22 protein-coding genes are annotated in these 21,021 nt (G+C 52.2%); 19 read left to right on the top strand and 3 right to left on the bottom strand.

Annotation, left to right across the window (positions count from 1 at the left end; translation table 11 throughout):
- Nucleotides 1–31 precede the first annotated feature (31 nt).
- Complete coding sequence (locus ABFZ83_RS08130; RefSeq protein WP_411816049.1) at nt 32–739, bottom strand: helix-turn-helix domain-containing protein; 708 nt, start codon at nt 737–739, stop codon at nt 32–34.
- Nucleotides 740–882: 143 nt separating this feature from the next.
- Between ABFZ83_RS08130 and ABFZ83_RS08125 the strand changes: the two genes are divergently transcribed.
- The 18 genes from ABFZ83_RS08125 (at nt 883) to mgtE (ending at nt 19,029) form a co-directional block, all read left to right on the top strand.
- Nucleotides 883–1,065 (top strand): hypothetical protein, encoded by a 183-nt coding sequence (locus tag ABFZ83_RS08125; RefSeq protein WP_411816048.1) that lies wholly within the window; start codon nt 883–885, stop codon nt 1,063–1,065.
- Nucleotides 1,066–1,303: 238 nt separating this feature from the next.
- Nucleotides 1,304–3,409: an NADH-quinone oxidoreductase subunit NuoG gene (nuoG, locus tag ABFZ83_RS08120; protein WP_411816047.1), complete on the top strand. Its 2,106-nt coding sequence runs from the start codon at nt 1,304–1,306 to the stop codon at nt 3,407–3,409.
- A gap of 11 nt (nt 3,410–3,420) precedes the next feature.
- Nucleotides 3,421–3,945, top strand: a complete 525-nt coding sequence (locus tag ABFZ83_RS08115; protein ID WP_411816046.1) for a hypothetical protein — start codon at nt 3,421–3,423, stop codon at nt 3,943–3,945.
- 100 nt (nt 3,946–4,045) lie between these two features.
- Complete coding sequence (locus ABFZ83_RS08110; protein WP_411816045.1) at nt 4,046–4,690, top strand: head GIN domain-containing protein; 645 nt, start codon at nt 4,046–4,048, stop codon at nt 4,688–4,690.
- 96 nt (nt 4,691–4,786) lie between these two features.
- Nucleotides 4,787–5,263, top strand: a complete 477-nt coding sequence (locus ABFZ83_RS08105) for a heme-binding protein (protein ID WP_411816044.1) — start codon at nt 4,787–4,789, stop codon at nt 5,261–5,263.
- Nucleotides 5,264–5,351: 88 nt separating this feature from the next.
- The gene (locus tag ABFZ83_RS08100) at nt 5,352–6,047 is read left to right on the top strand and encodes a head GIN domain-containing protein (protein ID WP_411816043.1); all 696 of its coding nucleotides are present in this window, start codon (nt 5,352–5,354) and stop codon (nt 6,045–6,047) included.
- A 113-nt stretch (nt 6,048–6,160) separates the two neighbouring features.
- Nucleotides 6,161–7,234 (top strand): NADH-quinone oxidoreductase subunit NuoH, encoded by a 1,074-nt coding sequence (gene nuoH / locus ABFZ83_RS08095; protein WP_411818815.1) that lies wholly within the window; start codon nt 6,161–6,163, stop codon nt 7,232–7,234.
- A complete protein-coding gene (gene nuoI, locus ABFZ83_RS08090) occupies nt 7,234–7,722 on the top strand; it encodes an NADH-quinone oxidoreductase subunit NuoI (protein ID WP_411816042.1) in 489 nt (162 codons plus the stop codon). Before nuoH ends, nuoI begins: the two co-directional genes overlap by 1 nt.
- A 90-nt stretch (nt 7,723–7,812) precedes the next feature.
- Entirely contained in the window at nt 7,813–8,448 is a 636-nt protein-coding gene (locus ABFZ83_RS08085; protein ID WP_411816041.1) for an NADH-quinone oxidoreductase subunit J, read from the top strand.
- Nucleotides 8,449–8,463: 15 nt separating this feature from the next.
- On the top strand, nt 8,464–8,775 hold the full coding sequence (nuoK, locus tag ABFZ83_RS08080) for an NADH-quinone oxidoreductase subunit NuoK (RefSeq protein WP_411816040.1): 312 nt from the start codon (nt 8,464–8,466) through the stop codon (nt 8,773–8,775).
- A 5-nt stretch (nt 8,776–8,780) separates the two neighbouring features.
- Entirely contained in the window at nt 8,781–10,967 is a 2,187-nt protein-coding gene (nuoL, locus tag ABFZ83_RS08075; RefSeq protein ID WP_411816039.1) for an NADH-quinone oxidoreductase subunit L, read from the top strand.
- Nucleotides 10,964–12,547 carry an NADH-quinone oxidoreductase subunit M gene (locus ABFZ83_RS08070; protein WP_411816038.1) on the top strand — a complete coding sequence of 528 codons (1,584 nt, stop codon included), beginning with the start codon at nt 10,964–10,966 and terminating at the stop codon, nt 12,545–12,547. Before nuoL ends, ABFZ83_RS08070 begins: the two co-directional genes overlap by 4 nt.
- Nucleotides 12,547–13,989, top strand: coding sequence for an NADH-quinone oxidoreductase subunit NuoN (nuoN, locus tag ABFZ83_RS08065; RefSeq protein WP_411816037.1), 1,443 nt, complete (start codon nt 12,547–12,549; stop codon nt 13,987–13,989). The genes ABFZ83_RS08070 and nuoN overlap by 1 nt, the downstream gene beginning before the upstream one ends.
- 3 nt (nt 13,990–13,992) lie before the next feature.
- Nucleotides 13,993–14,724 (top strand): biotin--[acetyl-CoA-carboxylase] ligase, encoded by a 732-nt coding sequence (locus ABFZ83_RS08060; RefSeq protein WP_411816036.1) that lies wholly within the window; start codon nt 13,993–13,995, stop codon nt 14,722–14,724.
- A gap of 18 nt (nt 14,725–14,742) precedes the next feature.
- On the top strand, nt 14,743–15,537 hold the full coding sequence (locus tag ABFZ83_RS08055; RefSeq protein ID WP_411816035.1) for a type III pantothenate kinase: 795 nt from the start codon (nt 14,743–14,745) through the stop codon (nt 15,535–15,537).
- The gene (locus tag ABFZ83_RS08050) at nt 15,537–17,198 is read left to right on the top strand and encodes a ribonuclease J (RefSeq protein ID WP_411816034.1); all 1,662 of its coding nucleotides are present in this window, start codon (nt 15,537–15,539) and stop codon (nt 17,196–17,198) included. The genes ABFZ83_RS08055 and ABFZ83_RS08050 overlap by 1 nt, the downstream gene beginning before the upstream one ends.
- Nucleotides 17,199–17,207: 9 nt before the next feature.
- Nucleotides 17,208–17,453, top strand: coding sequence for a DUF1467 family protein (locus ABFZ83_RS08045; protein WP_411816033.1), 246 nt, complete (start codon nt 17,208–17,210; stop codon nt 17,451–17,453).
- A 118-nt stretch (nt 17,454–17,571) separates the two neighbouring features.
- Entirely contained in the window at nt 17,572–19,029 is a 1,458-nt protein-coding gene (gene mgtE / locus ABFZ83_RS08040; protein WP_411816032.1) for a magnesium transporter, read from the top strand.
- A 6-nt stretch (nt 19,030–19,035) separates the two neighbouring features.
- On the opposite strand, the gene ABFZ83_RS08035 is transcribed toward mgtE, so the two are convergent.
- Nucleotides 19,036–19,245, bottom strand: coding sequence for a PEP-CTERM sorting domain-containing protein (locus tag ABFZ83_RS08035; protein ID WP_411816031.1), 210 nt, complete (start codon nt 19,243–19,245; stop codon nt 19,036–19,038).
- A gap of 146 nt (nt 19,246–19,391) precedes the next feature.
- Nucleotides 19,392–19,616 carry a hypothetical protein gene (locus tag ABFZ83_RS08030; protein WP_411816030.1) on the bottom strand — a complete coding sequence of 75 codons (225 nt, stop codon included), beginning with the start codon at nt 19,614–19,616 and terminating at the stop codon, nt 19,392–19,394.
- A 417-nt stretch (nt 19,617–20,033) separates the two neighbouring features.
- Here ABFZ83_RS08030 and ABFZ83_RS08025 point away from each other — a divergent pair, with 417 nt between their 5' ends.
- The gene (locus tag ABFZ83_RS08025; RefSeq protein WP_411816029.1) at nt 20,034–21,005 is read left to right on the top strand and encodes a lysozyme; all 972 of its coding nucleotides are present in this window, start codon (nt 20,034–20,036) and stop codon (nt 21,003–21,005) included.
- The last annotated feature ends 16 nt before the right edge of the window (nt 21,006–21,021 follow it).

Genomic DNA, 21,021 nt, shown 5'->3' with positions numbered 1-21,021 from the left:
GATAATCTAAAAAATATCATGAGCGGGTGGGTTAATTCCGCCCCAGAACATGAAGCGCTTGCCAATCCGCGCGACTGAATTGTCTTTCACGCGCTGATCCATATTGGTGTGCAGTGATGGTTTGATCATCAATAGATTTCAAAACGCAGAGAAATACATCTAACTGCGGAAGTTTTTCGCCATAAGGCATAATCAAGGCGTCCTCGCCAATCGCTGCTGGGCGGTTCGGGCTGGTCCAGACGGACTCGCCAATGCGAAAACGCGGATACATGTCCGAATTAGGGACGTAAAAACCGAACACGCCTTCGACCGTCTCAAAATCCAACGGGCGTTTGCGTAATTCTATTGGTGAGGACTGGTCGAGTTTCCAAATCCCGCCGGTTGTATCAACGACGCGATAAAATGGGGCTGTTGGCCGAGTTGCGCTTTCTGTTGTGAATTCTGCCCCTGGTTCTTCAAAGCCCGTTGGAATCCCTGTGGGGCTGACCCCGAGATAAACAGATGCTTTTTGCGCCTCATCGAATTTGAGCCGGCGTTCTCCGCGAAGTAGTCGCGAAATTGCGGACTTATCGACATTAAGCGCGCGTGCAAGCCCGGTTTTCGTTTTTTCCGGGTCGTCCTCAAGCGCTTTCAAAATCCAGTCGATTTCTTGCTTCATTTGCGCAAGATGTGCCGATGGGGCTTGAAAATCGATGGACAAAACCGCAACAATTGGATTTAACTGTTGATAAAAACGCAATTTTCGACGATCCAATGACTTTGGAAACGCATTAATTTAATTGACCAAGTGATTTCGGCCCGTTTGTTGCCTTATTTACGTAGGATTGATGGCAAATCGCTCGGGACCGGTTAGCCAGGTCAAAGGAGTAATGAAACGTGGTTGTGTCAAAGAATGCAGAAAAGAGCACCGATGAGCGTCTTTCAGACATCGAACTGACCTTGCAAAAAATTTCTGATGCGATCGGCGCAATGGATAGTCGGGTTGATCAACTGCATCAGGAGACCCAACGGATGGCCAGCGTGATTCAGCGTCTAAAGCTCAGGAGTGACGCTGAGCGTCATTAAAACCTCAAATTCATTGTCTTTTTTGCCCTGTGTGATTCTCTGATCTATCGGTTGGGCACAAAAATTCTTTGGAATTTTTTGAGCGATTTTCGCCGGAAAACGCCTATTTTCCTTTCGCGCAAAGCGTGCGAGCGAGGGATGGGACAAACCGCGCCCACTCTAGGCCCTTGTCATTGAGGAAATCCGCGGTATGTCGAAGCCTGTTTGCTTTCGCGAATCGTAATGGGAACGCTCCAAGATGTCCGACACTCGCCTTATCAAGGTCAATAATCGTGAAATTGAAGTCGCGTCGAACCTGACATTGCTTCAGGCCTGCGAAGCTGCGGGGGAAGAAATTCCGCGCTTTTGCTATCACGAGCGCCTGTCGGTTGCTGGGAATTGTCGTATGTGCCTCATTGAGGTGAAAGGCGGACCGCCCAAGCCGGTGGCTTCCTGCGCGCAGAATGTTCGCGATTTGCGTCCCGGACCGGAGGGGGCACCGCCGGAACTGTTTACAAATACCCCAATGGTCAAAAAGGCCCGTGAAGGTGTGATGGAGTTTTTGCTCATCAATCACCCGCTGGATTGCCCGATTTGCGACCAAGGCGGTGAGTGCGACCTTCAAGATCAGGCGATGGCCTATGGCCGCGATGGTTCTCGATACGAGGAGAATAAACGCGCCGTTGAAGAAAAGCACATGGGCCCGTTGATCAAAACGATCATGACGCGCTGTATCCAGTGCACCCGCTGCGTCCGCTTCGCGACAGAGATTGCGGGTGTTGATGACCTTGGCCTTGTGAACCGTGGCGAAAATGCAGAAATCACGACCTATCTCGAAAAGGCCGTTGAAAGCGAACTCACTGGCAATCTAATTGATGTGTGCCCTGTCGGCGCGCTCACTTCAAAGCCTTACGCGTTTAATGCGCGCCCGTGGGAACTACGAAAAACCGAAACTATTGATGCGATGGATGCCGTCGGTTCCAATATTCGTGTCGATGCCCGTGGCCGCGAAGTATTGCGGATACTGCCGGTATTGCATGAGGACATCAACGAAGAGTGGATCGCGGATAAGTCGCGGTTCATCTGGGACGGTCTAAAGCGCCAGCGCCTCGACCGGCCATATGTGCATAAAGACGGTAAGTTGGTTCCGGCGAGTTGGGATGAAGCGTTCAGTCTGGCCGCCGAAAAACTTAAGAACACTGCAAGCGATAAAGTCGCCGCCATCGTGGGCGATCTTGCACCGGCAGAAGCGGTAAAAGCGCTTAAAGATCTTATGGCGTCGATTGGCACAAGCCATATCGATTGCCGCCAGGATGGCGCAAAAATCGGTGGCGGTGATCGCCGGTCGTATATTTTTAATAGCGGTATTGCGGGTATTGAAAACGCCGATGCGATTTTATTGATCGGTACCAATCCGCGCGCTGAAGCGCCGATGATCAATGCCCGCCTTCGTAAGATTTGGCTAAACAAGCTAGACGTCAAAATCGGATTGATTGGTGAGCAAAAAGACCTTTCCTTCGAATATGATTATATCGGCGCTGGTCCTGATAGCCTTAAAGCCATTGCCAATGGTGAAGGCGACTTCGCGGCCGCGTTGAAAGACGCGAAGAACCCCGCGATCATTGTCGGAATGGGCGCGATTGCTCGCGATGATGGTGCGGCTATCCTTGCTGAAGTGGCGGCGCTTGCGAAACAGGTTGGTGCGGTTCGCGATGATTGGAACGGTTTCAACGTTCTGCATACGGCCGCTGGCCGCGTAGGTGCCCTGGACCTTGGCTTTCTGCCGGGAGAGGGCGGTAAAGGTTTCGCGGCGATCCTTGATGGTGCCCAAACTGGCGATATCGAAGTTGTTTATAATCTTGGTGCAGACGAATGCGACACGTCGAAAATGCGCGATGCGTTCGTGATCTATCAGGGCAGCCATGGTGATGCCGGTGCGCGTCATGCGGATATCATTTTCCCGGCCGCAGCCTACACCGAGCAAAACGCTATTTATGTAAACACCGAAGGCCGAGCGCAGCTCGCGAGCCGCGCGGCATTCCCTCCCGGAGAGGCGCGCGAGGATTGGGCGATCATTCGGGCGTTCTCGGATCACCTTGGCAAGACGTTGTCTTATGACGATATGTTTGCACTACGTCAGGCGATGTTGGACGATGCGCCATCTATGGGCCGGATCGATCAAATTGGTGGAGAGGAGACTGCATTTGATTTGAGTGCGGTGGGTGCTGCGGGTTCTGTTGATAGTGCGCCGTTGGTGTCGCCAATTCAGGATTATTACCTAACCAATCCGATTGCTCGGGCATCGAAAACGATGGCCGAATGTTCCGCAGTAATGAGCGGTTCGCGTAAGATCGCCGCTGAATAAGATTGTTGCGCATGACAGAAGATCAGGCGCAACAAACAATTGATCAAATCCGCGTAAATATCGCGTTTGAAAAGTTAGTCTTTTCGGTTCTGACCGGCGCAGCAATAGGCGGGGGGCTGACATTGTTGTTAGACCTCGCCGGAATGGTCCTTGGCGGGCTCTCCTTTGGTGCTTTGCTGGCGGCATTGCTGAACACATTGCTCGCAAGTTTTCTAACTTTTCTTATTGGTTTCTTTGCCAGCGTCGCCATCGGTGCGCCGCTCTTCGTGTGGCTCGAGAAAAATAAGCGACGGAATGTGTGGCCCTATTTGGCAGCAGCGTGCGCGGTTGCTATTGCTTCATTCGTTGTGTCTGCTGGCGGTCTTCCTCAGGCGTCTGATTTTACGCTAAAGACACTGGTCCAAATTTTTATCCCGGCAATATTTATCGCGGTCATGTTCGCACGATTGATGGTTCCTGTGTGGCGCGCTGCTGAAAAGGCTGAAGCCCAAGCCGCCGAGCGCGATAGACCCTCAAATATCATTAGGTTGCACTGATTTTCCACGGCAATCGACGGGATGGGTGGCCGCTGCGACGGGCCGAGCTTCACGCGCTAAAATTCGCGCGCTACGTTCGTCGCAACGGATGGAGGGATATATGAACAGAAATCGGAATATTGGTGTCGCATCGGCTGTGTTTGCTGTGATCGGAACGCCGCATGCGTGGGCGCAAGACGAGGTCACTAAATCTTACGATTTAGCCGGGTTCGATATGATTGATATTGCCGGTGTTTACGAATTGGAGGTGGAAGTTGGTTCTCCATTTTCGATTACATTGACCGGGCCCAAACGGGAAATGAGTCTGGCGAAAGTTTCTGTTCGCGACGGCGTTTTATATCTTGATCGGGAAAAAGAAGATCAGGGTATTCATCGTGACGGCATTGATGCAGTCATCACCTTGCCGAATTTAAAGGCTCTCGAAGTTTCTGGCGTGGTCGCGGGTGAGATAAGCGGGGTCGACGTAGATCAGTTCAACCTTGACCTTTCAGGTGTTGGGGACCTCAAAGTATCTGGCCAGTGTAGTGCTCTTGAGGCAAAAGTATCGGGCGTTGGTGATCTGAATGCTGAAGATCTTCAATGTGGTGAGGTCACAGTCAAAGTATCTGGCGTTGGAAGCGCGAGCGTATATGCTAGGCAATCCGTGGATGCGCGTGTGACCGGGATGGGGGATATCGAAGTTTTTGGATCTCCTGAAGATGTACGCAAAAATGGCAGTATGTTTTCGGATATAACTATCCACTAAGCGATAATTATATGCGGTGAACAGAATGTTTTCAGAGATGAAGTGCGATCATCAGCGATCTCATTGATTTAAAATCCCCCCAAAAGGGAGGATCATATGAAAACGATGATAACAATCACTGCTATAACCGGTCTATTTGCGGGGGCTGCAAATGCGCAAGCACTAAGTGCAGTGCAGGCGCAAAGTATAATCGATGGCTGCCGCGCCTTTGCAATAGAAAATGGAAGAAGTCACGCCATTGCAGTTTATGACAAGGCCGGAGCGCCAATTGCCGTGCTTCGAATGGACGGAAACAGTGCGGGTGCAACATTATTTTCAATGGAGAAAGCCAAGGCTGTAGCCATGTGGGGTTTTGCTACCGCGGGCATGGAGGAGGGGGCGAAAAACACACCCGGGTTTCAGTTTGCGCCCGGGGTTGTGACGGTTCCTGGTGGCGTACCGGTTTACTCTTCAGACGGAAAAACATTTCTGGGTGCGGCAGCGGCCTCGGGCGAGGCCCCTGTCAACGATGTTGCGTGCGTCGAAGCAGGAATCAAAGTCGCTGGTTTTACGCATGTCAGAAATCGCCAATAAGGTGGAACGGTTCCTCGCCGCGCTAGGCGGTATTTTTACGCCGTCTAAAGAGTGATATTATTACGCGCCAGCGATCAAGAGGGGCGTTATGAGGATCATTCTTGGAATACTAATAGGTTTGGTATTGGCCGCTGCAATTGCGGCGGGGGCGGCCTATTATGCTTTTGGACCATTACTTGATGTAAGCGAACGTGATCGGTCAGAAGATATAACCGAACAATTTGAGGTCGCGGATTTTGATGGCGTCGAAATCGGCGGAATCTTCGATTTCGAAATCACCACGGGTGGCGATTTTGCCGTCACGATTTCCGGTCCGGAAAACGCGTTTCGGGAACTCGAAGTCGGGGTTGAAGGCGGGACTCTGTCCGTAGACCAGTCCTCTATCGAAATTAACGGCAAGCGGCGCTGGCGCGATGCCGGGATGACGGTTGAGGTGACGCTCCCGGAATTGAGGCGACTGGATGTCTCTGGTGTCGCTGATGGAAGGGTTACCGGTATCGATTCCGACTATTTTCTGGTTGATGCGTCCGGCATTTCAGATATCACGCTGTCGGGCCGATGCCGGAAACTGGAGGCCCAACTGTCGGGGCTAGGTGACCTAGATGCTCAGGGGTTACGTTGTGAGAATGCCGATGTGGCGGTTTCCGGGCTGGGCGAGGCCAAAATTTTCGCCTCCGAATCAGCCGACGCAGCCGTGTATGGGCTGGGATCCGTCGAAATTTATGGTGACCCGAAGCGCGTCGAAAAGCAGACAAGCTTCCTTTCTGACATCTCCATTCAGTGAACTGGGGCCAAATAGGCAGTTTTTTTTCCATCTTGGGGCTAATTGCGACCGAATGGCCCCTTTTACCCCCGTGACTAGCGATGCAATCCGCATTATGACGCGGGCCCATGGAAATGCTGACCAATATCTGGGAATTTTTGTCGACCCGTCCCGCGGACCAGGGCTGGGTAGGCTGGCTCGTGCCAACAGTCATTCAGGCGTTGGCGCTAATTGTGACATTGCTGCTTGCGCAGGCCTTCCTGATGTATTTCGACCGCAAGGTCTGGGCGGCTGTCCAAATGCGCAAAGGGCCGAATGTCGTTGGCCCTTTTGGCTTGCTTCAGTCATTTGCTGACCTTTTCAAATTCGTCTTCAAGGAAATCCTGATCCCTTCTGGGGTGAATAAGGTCGTCTTTGTCCTCGCGCCAATGATCACGTTCATTTTGGCGCTCGTAGGCTGGGCGGTCATCCCTGTCGGGCCGGGCATGGTTGGCGCAGATATTAATGTCGGTATCCTCTATCTATTCGCCATTTCGTCGCTGGGCGTTTATGGCGTGATCATGGGTGGTTGGGCCTCAAACTCGAAATATGCGTTCTTGGGCTCGCTCCGGTCCGCAGCACAGATGGTTTCTTACGAAGTTTCGATTGGTTTTGTGATCATTTCGGTTCTTCTTCTGGTGGGATCGCTCAATCTCTCCGATATTGTTGAAAGCCAGTCGCGCGGTTTGGGTATTTTGAACTGGCATTTCATCCCGCTATTTCCGATGTTTGTGGTGTTTTTCATCTCGGCGCTCGCCGAGACCAATCGCCCGCCATTCGATTTGCCGGAGGCTGAATCAGAGCTGGTTGCGGGTTATCAGGTTGAATATTCTTCGACCCTGTTCCTCCTGTTCATGATTGGCGAGCTTGCGAACATCCTATTGATGTGCGCGATGTTGACGATCTTGTTTTTCGGCGGTTGGCATTCGCCAATTCCTTGGGCCCCGCTCGAAACCGTGCCGGTTTTCTGGTTCTGCCTGAAAATCGTCTTTTTCTTCTTCTTCTTCGCTATGGTGAAAGCCATCGTGCCACGTTACCGCTATGATCAGCTCATGCGGATTGGTTGGAAGCTCTTTCTGCCATTCACATTGTTCTGGGTCGTTCTGGTCGCGGGCTTGATGCTGGCAATCCCAGGGCTTGAAGATTGGTTCCAGAGCTGGAGATACTAATGTCGCGTATTGGACAAGCGATAAACGGCTTCCTGCTGAAGGACTTCCTCAAAGCATTCGCTCTGGCGATGAAATATTACGTGCAGCCGAAGCCGACGATCAATTATCCCTTTGAAAAGGGACCGCTAAGCCCGCGTTTCCGTGGTGAACACGCGCTACGCCGTTATCCAAATGGCGAAGAGCGCTGTATCGCCTGTAAGCTTTGCGAGGCGATTTGCCCGGCACAGGCAATTACAATCGAGGCCGAGCCACGTGACGACGGATCGCGCCGTACGACCCGCTATGACATCGATATGACCAAATGTATCTATTGCGGCTATTGCCAAGAGGCATGTCCGGTGGATGCAATTGTCGAGGGGCCGAATTTCGAATTCGCGACCGAGACTCGCGAAGAGCTTTTCTATGACAAAGATCGGTTGCTCGCGAATGGTGACCGTTGGGAAAGAGAAATCGCCCGAAACCTAGAACTTGATGCCCCATACCGTTAGAAGGACCGCCAACGGGTCGGTTTTCTCCTCTCTGCCGACCTTTCATCAACTAGAACTTAGCCGGAACGGACGCTAAAGCCGCGAAACCCTATGATTGCAGTCATCGCCTTTTATATCTTCGCTTTCGCTGTCATCGCTTCAGGCGTGATGGTTATCGCGTCAAAGAATCCGGTTCATTCGGTTCTGTTCCTGATTAGCGCGTTTATTTCCGCCTCGGGACTGTTCGTCCTCATGGGGGCTGAATATCTCGCGATGTTGCTTGTCGTGGTTTACGTCGGTGCCGTCGCGGTATTGTTCCTGTTTGTCGTCATGATGCTCGATGTTGATTTCGTCGAAATGAAGCAGGGCTTTTTGCAATATCTGCCATTCGGCGTCGTGTTGGCCGGTATCGTTGTCGTGCAATTGCTTTTAGTGTTTTCGGTTTGGGCATTCCCATCCGACGAGGAACTCGCACGGGCCCATCCGGCCCCGACGGCAGCGCAGACGGTCTCTGACCCGAATGGGCCGACAAATATCGAGGCTTTGGGTCTTATTCTCTACACCGATTATGTTCACTATTTTCAGATCGCGGGGATCGTGCTTCTGGTGGCAATGATCGGTGCAATCATTCTGACTTTCCGCACCCGTGAAGGCATCAAAAAACAGGATGCGGCAGCGCAGATTGCGCGCAAGCGCGAAGAGGGCGTTGAGCTCGTCGATATTCAATCGGGGCAGGGATTGTCATGAGGAAGGGATCGTAAAATGCCGGAAATTGGTCTTTCTCATTATCTCATCGTCGCTGCGATTCTGTTCGCGGTTGGTATGGCGGGCATTTTTCTAAACCGGAAAAATGTCATCGTCATTCTGATGTCGCTCGAACTGATGTTGCTTTCGGTGAACATTAATCTCGTTGCTTTCTCGCAATTCCTGGGTGACCTGACCGGTCAAGTTTTTGCGTTCATGGTGCTGACAGTTGCTGCTGCTGAAGCGGCGGTCGGTCTTGCCGTCCTTGTCGCGTATTTCCGCAATCGTGGCGATATCGCCGTCGAAGACGCCAATTTGATGAAGAACTGATAACAATGAATTTCGAGGCCCTAGTCGTTCTCCTACCGCTCTTCGGAGCATTGTTCGCGGTGCCGATCGGGCGTCTGTCTGGCGCGCGCGCAGCCGAGCTGTTGACCACTGGCTTGTTGCTGATCGCCGCGATCATCGCGTGGACATTGTTTTTTGACGTCGCACTTGGGGGTAATGCCCGTACCATAACGCTGTTCGAGTGGATTGGTTCTGGTGCTTTCCAAGCGAATTGGGCCGTTCGTTTGGATACGCTCTCGGCTGTCATGCTCGTGGTAGTGAACTCGGTTTCGTTCCTCGTTCACTGGTATTCCATGGGCTATATGAAGGACTACGGTGAGCAGCCTCGGTTCTTTGCTTATCTTTCGCTCTTCACCTTTGCGATGTTAACGCTTGTTACGGCGGATAACTTCCTCCAGCTTTTCTTTGGCTGGGAAGGTGTTGGCCTCGCATCATATCTGCTTATCGGTTTCTGGTTTAAGAAAAAGTCGGCAAACGACGCTGCGATCAAGGCGTTCGTCGTTAACCGGGTAGGCGACTTCGGTTTCGCCCTCGGGATCATGTGCGTTTTCTACGTCTTCGGTTCCATACAGTTCGATGATGTCTTTTCCGCTGTTGCGGCAAATGCCGAGGTCATCCCATTTGGGCAGACTGTCGGAGCGCCCATTCAGGAACTCACCATTACTTTCCTTGGCCAGTCGTTCCATGCGCTGACGGTTATCGGCGTTCTTCTGTTTATCGGCGCTATGGGTAAGTCGGCGCAATTCCTTCTTCACACCTGGTTGCCCGACGCGATGGAAGGGCCAACACCTGTGTCGGCGCTGATCCACGCAGCGACCATGGTGACCGCCGGGGTGTTTCTCGTTTGCCGCGCGTCAGTAATTTATGAATATGCGCCCAATGCGGCAGCGATGATTACGTTCGTAGGTGCGATTACCGCGTTTTTCGCGGCGACAGTTGGTCTCCTGCAGGATGACATCAAAAAAATTGTTGCCTATTCGACCTGTTCTCAGCTCGGATATATGTTCTTTGCCGCTGGTGTTGGCGCGTATGACGCGGCGATGTTCCACCTGTTCACGCACGCATTTTTCAAGGCGCTTCTATTCCTCGGTTCTGGTGCGGTCATTATCGGCATGCATCACGAGCAAGACATCAAAAAAATGGGCGGCGTTAAAGAGCTGATGCCCTTCACCCATATCCTGATGATTATCGGAACGATCGCAATTACCGGTGTCGGCATTCCCGGTGTCAAAGTTTTTGGTGCGCCGCTCGGGACCGCAGGTTTCGTTTCAAAAGATATGGTCATCGAAGCAGCGTTCCTCGGTGGTGACGCGGGCAAAGCGTTTGGTTATTTCGCCTTTACCCTTGGTATGCTCGCAGCCGTCATGACGGCGTTCTACTCATGGCGATTGATCTTCTTGACGTTCTGGGGGCCATCACGTGCGCCAGAACATGTCCGCAAGCATCCACATGCAGTGCCTGACACAATGATGATGCCGCTTATTCCGCTTGCGATCGGTGCATTATTCGCCGGTATCGTATTTTATCCGAACTTCATCGGCGATAAGTCAGAAACATTCTGGAACGGCGCAATTTACAAAGCCGACGCTCATCATGAAGAGGTCGTGAACCCGGCAGATCACCTCAATGCCGCTGAAGTCGCAGCACTGGCCGCTGACGATCATGGTGCCGCTGGTGATCATGGTGAGGTGACTTCCCATGCAGACGATAGCCACGGTGCCGCGAGCGATGGTCATGGTGACGCCGATGAGGCGCATGGTGATGGCGGACATGACGTACCGACGTGGGTCCTTTGGGCACCGCTATTTGCGATGATTATCGGTACGGGTGCGGCAATGTTCCATTACCTTCGCGGCGACCCGCTACGACCGGGGCTTCTGCGCGAAGGCGGCATGATATACGCGTTCCTAAAGAACAAATGGTATTTCGACGAAATATACGACTATTTGATCGTCAAACCCACGTTACGCTTTGGGCGTTTCCTGTGGAAAGACGGTGACGGCAAAACCATTGACGGTGTTGGCCCTGACGGGATCGCGGCAGCGGTCGCGGTTGGTGCACGGCGTATCGTAAAAATGCAGAGTGGCTATGTTTATCATTACGCGTTCGCGATGCTCATCGGTATCGCCGTGTTCGTAACTTACATCCTTATTCGGGCAGGGGGCGGCCAGTGATTACTGAAAGTTTCGCCAACCAGCCTTGGCTGTCGATGTTGACATTCGCGCCGTTGATCGGGGCGTTGTTTATTGTCGCTGCGCAGATGATGGCGCGAAAAAATGATGACGGCATCATTGTCGGGCGCGACCTCGAAAATGTTGAACGCAATGCGCGTATCATTGCGTTGGTGTTTACCATCGGCACCTTCATCATCTCGCTTGGTGTTTATGCACTATTCGATACTTCCGTTGCTGGTTACCAACTCGTTGAGGAAGTGTCCTGGATCGGAAGTGGCATCAGCTACAAAATGGGCGTTGACGGGATTTCGATCCTGTTCGTTCTACTGACCTCATTCTTCATGCCGATTTGTATCTGGGCATCATGGGATTCGATCAAAAACCGCGTCGCGGAATATATGATCGCCTTCCTGATCCTTGAGACACTGATGATTGGCGTGTTCTGTGCGCTCGATCTGTTCCTGTTCTACTTTTTCTTTGAAGGCAGCCTAATCCCGATGTTCCTGATCATTGGCGTTTGGGGATCGAAGGGCACGAAAGAGTTTGCTGGCTTTACAATGCCGAGCCGCATTTATGCGTCGCTCAAGTTCTTCCTTTATACACTGCTTGGTTCGCTGCTGCTGCTCGTCGCTATGGCATGGATGTATGCGCAGGCCGGAACTACGGATATCCCAAGCCTTCAGAATTTTGACTTCGCCGCTGGCGCGCAAAAATGGTTGTGGCTTGCTTTCTTTGCATCATTTGCAGTGAAAATGCCGATGTGGCCCGTGCATACTTGGCTACCTGACGCGCACGTTCAGGCACCGACCGCTGGCTCGGTAGTTCTTGCGGCAATCCTTTTGAAAATGGGCGGCTATGGCTTCTTGCGGTTCTCATTACCGATGTTTCCGCTGGCCAGCTTTGATTTCGCGCCTTTCGTTTATGCGATTTCGGTGATTGCGATCATCTATACCTCGCTTGTCGCTTTGGCGCAGGAAGATATCAAAAAGCTGATTGCCTATTCATCTGTTGCGCATATGGGCTTTGTGACGATGGGTATCTTCACCGGTACAGCGCAGGGGATTGAGGGCGGTCTGTTCCAGATGCTTTCACACGGCTTTATCTCGGGTGCGTTGTTCCTGTGTGTCGGTGTTGTTTACGACCGCATGCATACGCGTGAGATCGCAGCCTATGGTGGCCTTGTTCATCGCATGCCGATTTATGCCTTCCTGTTCCTGTTCTTTACGATGGGGAATGTAGGCTTGCCGGGCACAAGTGGTTTCGTCGGTGAAATTCTCACAATGACCGGTGCCTTTAAGGTGAATAGCTGGATTGCGTTCTTTGCAGCGTTTGGCGTTATTCTATCAGCTGCTTACGCATTGCGCCTATATCGTCAGGTTGTGTTTGGTGAGCTGACCAAGGAAGCCTTGATGGAAATCACAGATGTCAATCGTCGTGAGCTGATCATGCTCGGGGCATTGATGGCCTTTGCGCTATATCTTGGTTTTAATCCGGGGCCTGCATTATCTGTGTTCAGCCCGGCAGTTGATTTGTTGATTGAAAATTACGACGCGGCTCTAGCCGCTAGCGGAGGAAACTAATGGGCCTCGCTGAAACCCTTTCCTTTGCATATCCCGAATTGCTTCTCGCGGTCGGGGCAATGGGACTGTTGCTCGCTGGCGTTTTCGTCGGTGATAAATCTGCAAAACAGATTTCACTGGGGGCAACCTTGTTGTTGGTTGTCGCGGCGCTTCTGGTTTTGTTTGCACCCGGCGCGCCAACTGCGTCGCTGTTTGACGGTGCGTTTCAGATCGATGCGTTTTCTGACTTCTGCAAAGTGCTGATTTTCGGCGCGGCTGCGGTCGCGATTTTGATGTCGGATCGTTACCTCGCAAATGAGCAAAAAGGCCGTTTCGAATACCCGATCCTGATTGTCCTTGCGGCATTCGGTATGTCGCTGATGGTGTCTGCGACCGATTTGATTTCGCTTTACATGGGCATCGAAACGCAAAGCTTGGCGCTTTATATTCTAGCGGCGTTTAATCGCGATAGCCGCCGTTCGACTGAAGCGGGCTTGAAATATTTCGTGCTTGGCGCGCTGTCATCCGCCTTGCTGCTTTACGGTGCCTCGCTCGTTTATGGCTTTACCGGTGCGACCAGCTTCGATCAGATTGCGCGGATCGCCGCGTCATCAACTGAAAATCATGGCCTCGTTATTGGCCTCGTCTTTATGGTTTCGGGCCTTGCATTCAAGGTTTCGGCGGCACCGTTCCATATGTGGACCCCAGATGTTTACGAAGGCGCGCCGACGCCGGTCACGGCTTTCTTCTCCGCCGCGCCAAAGCTCGCTGCAATGGCTTTGTTTACGCGATTGCTGACAGGGTCGTTCCTAGACGTTCTGGATGATTGGCGACCTGTGATTGCGTTGATTGCATTGGCGTCGATGGTCGTCGGTGCGTTCTCGGCGATTGCTCAAACGAACATCAAACGCCTGATGGCATATTCATCGATTGGCCATATGGGATATGCGCTTATCGGTTTAGCTGCAGGCACGAATGATGGCGTTGGTTCCGTATTGATCTATATGGCGATTTATATCGCGATGACGATCGGTACATTCGCGATCATTCTTATGATGCGTCGTCGCGGCGGCATGACAGAAAACGTGTCGGATCTCTCAGGCCTCGCGCGTACAAATATGCCAATGGCCGTGATCATGACAGTTCTAATGTTCTCGCTTGCTGGCGTGCCACCTACGGCTGGTTTCTTCGGTAAGTGGTTTGTGTTCATCGCCGCCGTTGATGCCGGATTGATCTGGCTCGCCGTTGCTGGTGCAGTTCTTAGTGCAGTTTCTGCATTCTATTATCTGCGTGTTGTATGGTTCATGTGGTTCGATGAACCGGCACCGGCATTCGAGCGTGATAGCGGACCTGTCTTGACGATTGCTGCTTGGGGCTCTGCGATCTTGATGTTCCCTGTTCTGACAATCTTTATGGGACCGTTGGCAAGTGCCGCTGGCCGCGCCGCTGCGTCTCTCTTTTAACGCGTGGCACGGTTACCCTCCGGCACAGCAATTGAGCTATACGAAAGCCTCGATTCAACAAGTTTAGAAGCAAAGCGGCGTGCCGAAAGGGGCGTCGCTGAGCCGCGTTGGATTGTTGCTCTTGCTCAGACCGCAGGTTATGGGCGGCGGGGTCGCCAATGGGAGCAATCCATCGGTGATTTTGCTGGTACGTTGCTATTTGCGCCCGAAGGAGCGTCAGACAATCTTGGGCAACTGTCATTCATTGTCGCGCTTGCCCTCGCACAATCGCTTGATGAATATCTTCATGAAGATCAAATCCGGCTGAAATGGCCGAATGATGTGATGCTGAACGGCGCTAAATGTGCAGGCATATTGCTTGAGAATTTAGGTCAGTATCTGGCCATCGGGATCGGCGTGAACTTGGTCAATGCGCCAAAAGGGTTGGCGTATCCAACAACGCGATTACTGGATTTTATAAAAGACGTCCCGACGCCGGACAGCTTTTGTGCACGGTTGGATCATCATTTCTGGGCGCTCTATCGCATTTGGCGGCAGGCGGGGTTTGGAGAAATTAAAGAGCGTTGGTTAGAGCGCGCTATTGGCATCGGAACAGAGATTACTGTGCGCCTCCCGAATGAAACACTTTCTGGGATATTTGAAGGGCTTGACGATAGTGGGGCGCTGATATTGCGCTCTGACCTCGGAAAGCGGATGATTACAGCCGGAGAGGTCTTTTTCGGGCCTCAACCGTAATGGGAATGGGAATTGCCTATGCTACTCGCGATTGATGTCGGTAACACCAACTCGGTAATCGCGTTATTTGATAACGACAAGCCGGTCGCGCAATGGCGGTCCTCGACATCGACTGTCAGAACCGCAGATGAATATGCGGTGTGGCTATCGCAATTAATGGGCATGGCAAATTACAAGCTAACCGACGTTAGTGAGTGCATCATTTCTACGGTTGTGCCGCAGTCGCTTTTTCATCTGCGCAATTTGTCTCGCCGATATTTCAATCGCGAACCCTTTGTCATCGGCCACGATAATATTCCCGGACTAGAAGTGCGTATTACCAAACCCTCTGAAGCAGGCGCGGACAGATTGGTAAACGCGGTAGGTGCGTTTACGACGCATGGCGGCCCGCTAATTGTTGTCGATAGCGGTACAGCGACGAATTTTGATATTGTCGGTGCTGATGGTGGTTTCGAAGGTGGGGTGCTCGCGCCTGGTATAAACCTTTCGATGCAAGCACTGCATGAAGCTGCCGCACGTCTGCCGCGCATTGCGATCGAAAAGCCGGAAAAAATCATCGGTACCGATACAGTTGGCGCGATGCAAACTGGTGTCTATTGGGGGTATATCTGTTTGATAGAGGGCCTCATCGAACGCATCAAAGCCGAATACGGTAAGCCAATGAAGGTCGTGGCCACGGGTGGAATTGCATCGCTTTTCGAAGACCAGACCGAAGCGATTGATGTGTTTGACCACGATCTGACGATCCGCGGCCTGTTAGAAATAAATAAGCGCATTAAGTCTGAGCGCAAAAATATGCCGGATGTGAATTAATGTCGAAAAAAGAACTCGTATTCCTACCGCTCGGCGGTTCCGGCGAAATCGGTATGAATATGAACCTTTATGGGTTCGGAACGCCCGCAAACCGTCAATGGCTGATGATCGATTGCGGCGTAATGTTCGGCGACCTTTCGACCCCGGGTATAGACCTAATTTGTCCGGACCCATCATTTATTCTCGAAGAAAAAGAAGCATTACATGGCTTGCTTTTAACCCATGGCCATGAAGACCATATCGGCGCAGTTGCTCTATTGGCACCTAAGCTTGGGTGTCCGGTTTATGCGACGCCATTTACTGCGGCATTGGTTGCAAGAAAGCTCGAAGAAAACGGCGAGTTTGATGTAGAGCTAAACATTATCGATATGAATGAGCATTTCTCGCTTGGTCCATTCGATATTGAATATGTGACGCTAACTCATTCGATACCGGAACCAAGCGGCATCATTCTCCGAACGGAATTGGGTGATGTTCTCCATACCGGTGATTGGAAGATCGACGAAAAGCCGACATTGGGCCCAACCACTGATTCCGCGAGCATTAAAAAATTGGGGGATGAAGGTCTCTTGGCCATGGTTTGTGATTCCACCAATGTGCTTTCGTCTGGCGAGTCCGGTTCTGAATCTGCCGTGCGCAAATCATTGACGAAATTGATCGCGGAACAAGAGGGACGGGTTGCGGTTACCACCTTCGCTTCGAATGTGTCTCGCGTTGTTTCTATATGTGAAGCGGCGATGGCGGCGGATCGAAGTGTTTGCCTATTGGGTCGGTCAATGTTGCGAATTGTTGATGTCGCGCGAGAAACCGGAATCCTTCCTGAGGGGCTACAGTTTGTGGAGCCGCGCGATGCTGGGTTTTTACCGCGCCAGCATGTATTGTATTTGTGCACCGGTAGTCAGGGAGAGGCTCGAGCAGCACTTTCAAGAATTGCGAGAAACGACCACAGAGACCTGACTTTGTCCGCAGGGGATACGGTGATCTTTTCGTCTAAAATTATACCTGGGAATGACCGCGAAATTTACACGCTCCAAAATGATCTTGTTGAACTTGGGGTCAAAATCATTACCGAGAAAGATGAATTCGTTCATGTTTCCGGTCATCCGTGCAGAGAAGAATTGCGGGCCATGTATGAATGGGCGCGCCCGGAAATTTCTATTCCCGTACATGGCGAGGCTCGCCATCTCGAAGAGCATGCTAATTTCGCATTAGAATTAGGAACGAAGCGAAGTTTTGCTCCGCGCAACGGTGACCTTATTCGCATCGCGCCTGATGGCCCTGAACGTATAGACGAAGTGCCGGCAGGCCGAATTTATCTCGATGGCGATATTCTGCTCCCCGATGGGGCCGCCCCAATAAAGGAACGCCGGAAATTATCTTATGCCGGGATACTCATGGTGTCGGTGGTATTTGACGGCCATAAACTTGCAGACGATATTGGTATTGACGGCTATGGCATCGTCGGTGGCGAGGATGAAAGCGACGATTTCTCGGACCTACCGGATGAAATAGAAGATGCTATTCTTGCCTTACCAAAGCCCAAGCGCGCTGATGATGAGGCGGTTTCATTGGCCGTAAAGCGCGCGGTCAGGATATATTTTGATGATGTCTGGGGTAAACGCCCCGTCGTTATGACCCAGATCCACAGAATTGCAGGATAGGATACGGAGATGAATCCCACAGGCGCACTCGTTATATTTATCGTTTGGTGGTGGGTAATCTTTCTCGCTGTTCTACCGCGTGACATTCAGGGCCGATGGGAATCCCCTGATGACGGTGTTAAGGGCGCTGATCCCGGCGCACCTGTAAAGCCAAATATCGGCGCGAAGGCCTGGCTCACCACCAAAATCACGGTGGTTTTCTGGGCGGTCACCGTCGCCATTATCCTTAGCGGGATATTTAAATTTGGCGGTTGATTGTCGGCGCTAGCCGCAGAAAAATTTTCATAGCCGTCTGCCCTTGCCATTGCGAATGGGCTATCATAGCAAGACCTCAATCAATTCTTTCCATAGGTACAAGAGGCGAGGGCTGTCTATGAGCGAAATCGCGCCCGCCGAGAACGAGTTGCGCCCGGAAGAGCCGGAAGATGACGCTCAGTTTGCGGACGACCGCACGCTGTCGCCGGAATTTGTTCGGTCCGTTGTCGATACCCTGGATGCCAATGATCCGGATAACTTCAAGGCGCTGACCGAAGAGCTGCACGCGGCCGATTTCGCTGATTTGATGGCGCTGTTGCGCGAGGATCAGCGCGAATCCCTCATTACCTTGATGGGCGGCGCGATCCCCTCGGACGTACTTGCGGAACTTGATGGAGACCTCCTTGAGGAAGTCATCGATGCGATGGAGCCAGCCAAGGTCGCTGAGGCTGTCGTCGAACTCGACACCGATGACGCGACATTCCTGCTCGAAGACCTTGATGAAGAAAAACAGGCTGAGATCCTAGCGCTTGCGCCGGTCGAAGACCGGGTTGCATTGCGCGCTGCGCTCGATTTTGAGGAAGAGAGTGCCGGCCGCCTGATGCAGCGGGAATTTTTTGCATCACCGGCCTTTTGGACCGTGGGCCAGATCATTGACCGTTTGCGTAGCGCGGAAGAACTGCCCGATCGATTTTATGAGGTTTTTGTCGTTGATCCGGCATTTAAGCCGATGGGATCAGTGCCGCTATCGACGCTGTTAAAAGCGCCGCGTGAAACGGTTATCGAAGATCTGATGAACAGTCGGGATATGCGTACGGTTCCGGTCACGATGGATCAGGAAGAGGTCGCCTATCTATTCGAGCAATATAACCTGATTTCGACCCCGGTGGTCGATGACGCGGACCGATTAATCGGGATGATCACTGTGGATGACGTGGTCGAAATGGTCCGCGAAGAAACCCACGAAGACATGCTTGCATTGGCGGGTGTTGAGGCAGATACCGGCCTATCCGATACGGTCATCGAAACAGTGCGTTCGCGCTTTTCATGGCTTGCGATCAATCTGGGTACCGCGATCATGGCATCGTTAGTGATTGCTCTGTTTGACGCGGCAATTGGACAGATCGTTGCGCTCGCTGTCTTAATGCCGATCGTAGCATCAATGGGCGGTAATGCCGGAACGCAGACACTTACCGTGGTTGTTCGTTCGCTTGCCACCAAGGATTTGACCGCGACAAACGCAGCCCGCGTTGTCATTCGTGAAGCCACCGTCGGATTTTTAAATGGTGTCATCTTTGCGCTGATTATGGGGGCGCTTGCCGGCGTTTGGTATTTCGCCAGCGGTTGGGGAACAGAAATCGAAGCCGTGCGGCTCGGAATTGTTGTCGGGGCCGCGATGATCATCAATCTACTTGCGGCAGGGCTTGCGGGAATTTTGGTCCCCATCGGGCTGCAGCGGGCTGGCGCTGACCCTGCGGTCGCATCTGCCGTGTTTGTTACGACGGTTACGGATATTGTCGGTTTCTTTGTGTTTTTGGGGCTTGCCGCAGCAGTCCTGCTGCCCGCGGCAAGCTAATCCGGGTTAAGCTGTGTGCTGATCTTTCCGGCGGATGAACAACAACATTGCGCCGCCAATCATCAATAGTAACAGCAAACCTGGTTCCGGTGCATCTACGGGTGGTTCCGTAGGCGGTTTACATTCTTCGTCCTCGTCTTCGTCACAGGGCGGCGTTACAGGCGGAATGACGACCGGCGGTACCAATACAGGCGGTTGGCGTGGCCAGTCCGGCAAGAAAACCGGAACATAAGGCGGATAAGGTTCCTCCTTGACCTCAGGATTGGCCAGAGGCGCTACTGGCGCTTCTTTCGGAACCCGCCGCGGCTCTACTGGTGATACCGGGTTATAACCGGCTAACCGTGTTGGAACCGGGCGGGGTGCTAAAAAGAATCTTTGGTGACCTTTTGCTCGCCTTCGCCGCAGCAACCACAATTGACGACTATATCATTTCTGATGTCGCCAACTGCTCTGGCATACCAAGCGGCAAATTCTTCGTCACTCATGCCCGTGGATTTGTCGCTCCCGCCACCAAAACCACCATTGAACAAAATTGCCAACGCTATGATCGCAGCGGCAACAATGTTCGTAATCCCATTACCCATCATAAGTTACCTCACAACGCGCCACGCAATTCCCCAAATTATGCGAAGTCATCGCATTTGGCGTGACGCGATTAGTCTTTCGCGACGATACTCCCAATTATTATGCCATAAAATTGAACTCGTAGGTCTGTTGAAAAAAATCAAAAACTAAACAAAAACAGTGCATTATAAAAAATCTGAAAATTTATACGCTATTTAGACTGACCCATTTTGGTATTGATGTGCGGCAAAACTGTGCCGCTTCGGGGCAAATTTCTCAGATCAATGCGAGATCGGGGCGGTGCATCTACCCAATTCGACGCTAACATGTTAGGAATCGTTAACGGTAAATTCGTGGGGGAAGCCGTGATTTTCGCTAAGCGTAGATGCGGAACGGCGACCTCAGTGGGAACAGTAGTCTAGAGGGGTTTAGCGGGTCTGATGCGGACGGGAGAGACCGGGCTTAATCTGATCAAGGGGTACGAAGGTCTGCGAATGTCGGCGCATTATGCCCCGACGGAACAGTGGACAGTCGGCTATGGTCACACGGGGTCAGCACGCCATGGCATGAGTGTCACTGAGGGTGACGCGGAACGTCTTTTAAAAGACGACGTTCAGCCAATCGAACAACTTATCAGCGATACTGTTAGGGCGCCGCTCAATCAAAACGAGCATGATGCCCTAGTCTCGCTTATTTTCAATATCGGCGAAGACAACTGGAAGCGCTCGACCGCACTGCGGAAACTCAATGCGGGCGATAAATTAGGCGCTGCGAACGCGTTTGAGTATTGGACCAAAGCCTACGTCAATAATGAACTGGTTACCCTTGATGGCCTCGTTCGCCGTAGAGCTGCGGAAAAGTCGCTGTTTCTAATGCCGACCGATGCAGCGCTGGTTGTCCCAACATCTGACGTGAATCCGGCACCGGAATGCGAGCCGGAATACGTTTCTGACCGAGTGTATAACGCAAAACCGATTGTAGATTTTGATAGTCTTAAAGATGATTCTAACAAGGCATTAGCCCCGGAAGAACGCGCCGCACGTACACGCGCATTATTTGCCGCCACGCAGGCCCTATCGGGCGAGCCAACGAAAATGATCATTTCAAAGGCCGAAGAACGGGCGGATATGGGGGTTACGGTTGGTGCCGTACTTGCCGGGCTACTCGCACTGGTGATGACCGGTATCGGGGCGCTCCTGCTTATCGGGCAAGAAGCACCGGGACTCGCGGAAGCAATGGGCCTGACCTATGAGCGATTTGCGACGATCTTTGAAAGCCTGCCGATCTGGATTTCCGCTATCGGCGCAGCGATGTGTTATTTCATCCTCTATATCCTCGTTAAACGTACGGCGCGACACGACCTAAAGCGGCAACGGGCGCGGGACCTCGCCCAATTGCGTATCGCTGAATAGCGCCTATATGCATCTG

Source organism: Hyphococcus formosus (assembly GCF_046736345.1).
GTDB lineage: Bacteria > Pseudomonadota > Alphaproteobacteria > Caulobacterales > Parvularculaceae > Hyphococcus > Hyphococcus formosus.
Note: the sequence above shows the minus strand (reverse complement) of the source record. Positions and strands in the feature narration are given on the sequence as shown.

Bases quoted from the DNA above. Each gene is read 5' to 3' on its own strand.
- ABFZ83_RS08115 (WP_411816046.1), top strand. From the start codon at position 3,421: ATGACAGAAGATCAGGCGCAACAAACAATTGATCAAATCCGCGTAAAT.
- ABFZ83_RS08100 (WP_411816043.1), top strand. From the start codon at position 5,352: ATGAGGATCATTCTTGGAATACTAATAGGTTTGGTATTGGCCGCTGCA.
- ABFZ83_RS08045 (WP_411816033.1), top strand. From the start codon at position 17,208: ATGAATCCCACAGGCGCACTCGTTATATTTATCGTTTGGTGGTGGGTA.
- nuoI (WP_411816042.1), top strand. From the start codon at position 7,234: ATGTCGCGTATTGGACAAGCGATAAACGGCTTCCTGCTGAAGGACTTC.
- ABFZ83_RS08105 (WP_411816044.1), top strand. From the start codon at position 4,787: ATGAAAACGATGATAACAATCACTGCTATAACCGGTCTATTTGCGGGG.
- mgtE (WP_411816032.1), top strand. From the start codon at position 17,572: ATGAGCGAAATCGCGCCCGCCGAGAACGAGTTGCGCCCGGAAGAGCCG.
- ABFZ83_RS08055 (WP_411816035.1), top strand. From the start codon at position 14,743: ATGCTACTCGCGATTGATGTCGGTAACACCAACTCGGTAATCGCGTTA.
- ABFZ83_RS08110 (WP_411816045.1), top strand. From the start codon at position 4,046: ATGAACAGAAATCGGAATATTGGTGTCGCATCGGCTGTGTTTGCTGTG.
- ABFZ83_RS08025 (WP_411816029.1), top strand. From the start codon at position 20,034: ATGCGGACGGGAGAGACCGGGCTTAATCTGATCAAGGGGTACGAAGGT.
- nuoH (WP_411818815.1), top strand. From the start codon at position 6,161: ATGCTGACCAATATCTGGGAATTTTTGTCGACCCGTCCCGCGGACCAG.
- nuoL (WP_411816039.1), top strand. From the start codon at position 8,781: ATGAATTTCGAGGCCCTAGTCGTTCTCCTACCGCTCTTCGGAGCATTG.
- nuoK (WP_411816040.1), top strand. From the start codon at position 8,464: ATGCCGGAAATTGGTCTTTCTCATTATCTCATCGTCGCTGCGATTCTG.
- ABFZ83_RS08030 (WP_411816030.1), bottom strand. From the start codon at position 19,616: ATGATGGGTAATGGGATTACGAACATTGTTGCCGCTGCGATCATAGCG.
- ABFZ83_RS08050 (WP_411816034.1), top strand. From the start codon at position 15,537: ATGTCGAAAAAAGAACTCGTATTCCTACCGCTCGGCGGTTCCGGCGAA.
- ABFZ83_RS08085 (WP_411816041.1), top strand. From the start codon at position 7,813: ATGATTGCAGTCATCGCCTTTTATATCTTCGCTTTCGCTGTCATCGCT.
- nuoG (WP_411816047.1), top strand. From the start codon at position 1,304: ATGTCCGACACTCGCCTTATCAAGGTCAATAATCGTGAAATTGAAGTC.
- nuoN (WP_411816037.1), top strand. From the start codon at position 12,547: ATGGGCCTCGCTGAAACCCTTTCCTTTGCATATCCCGAATTGCTTCTC.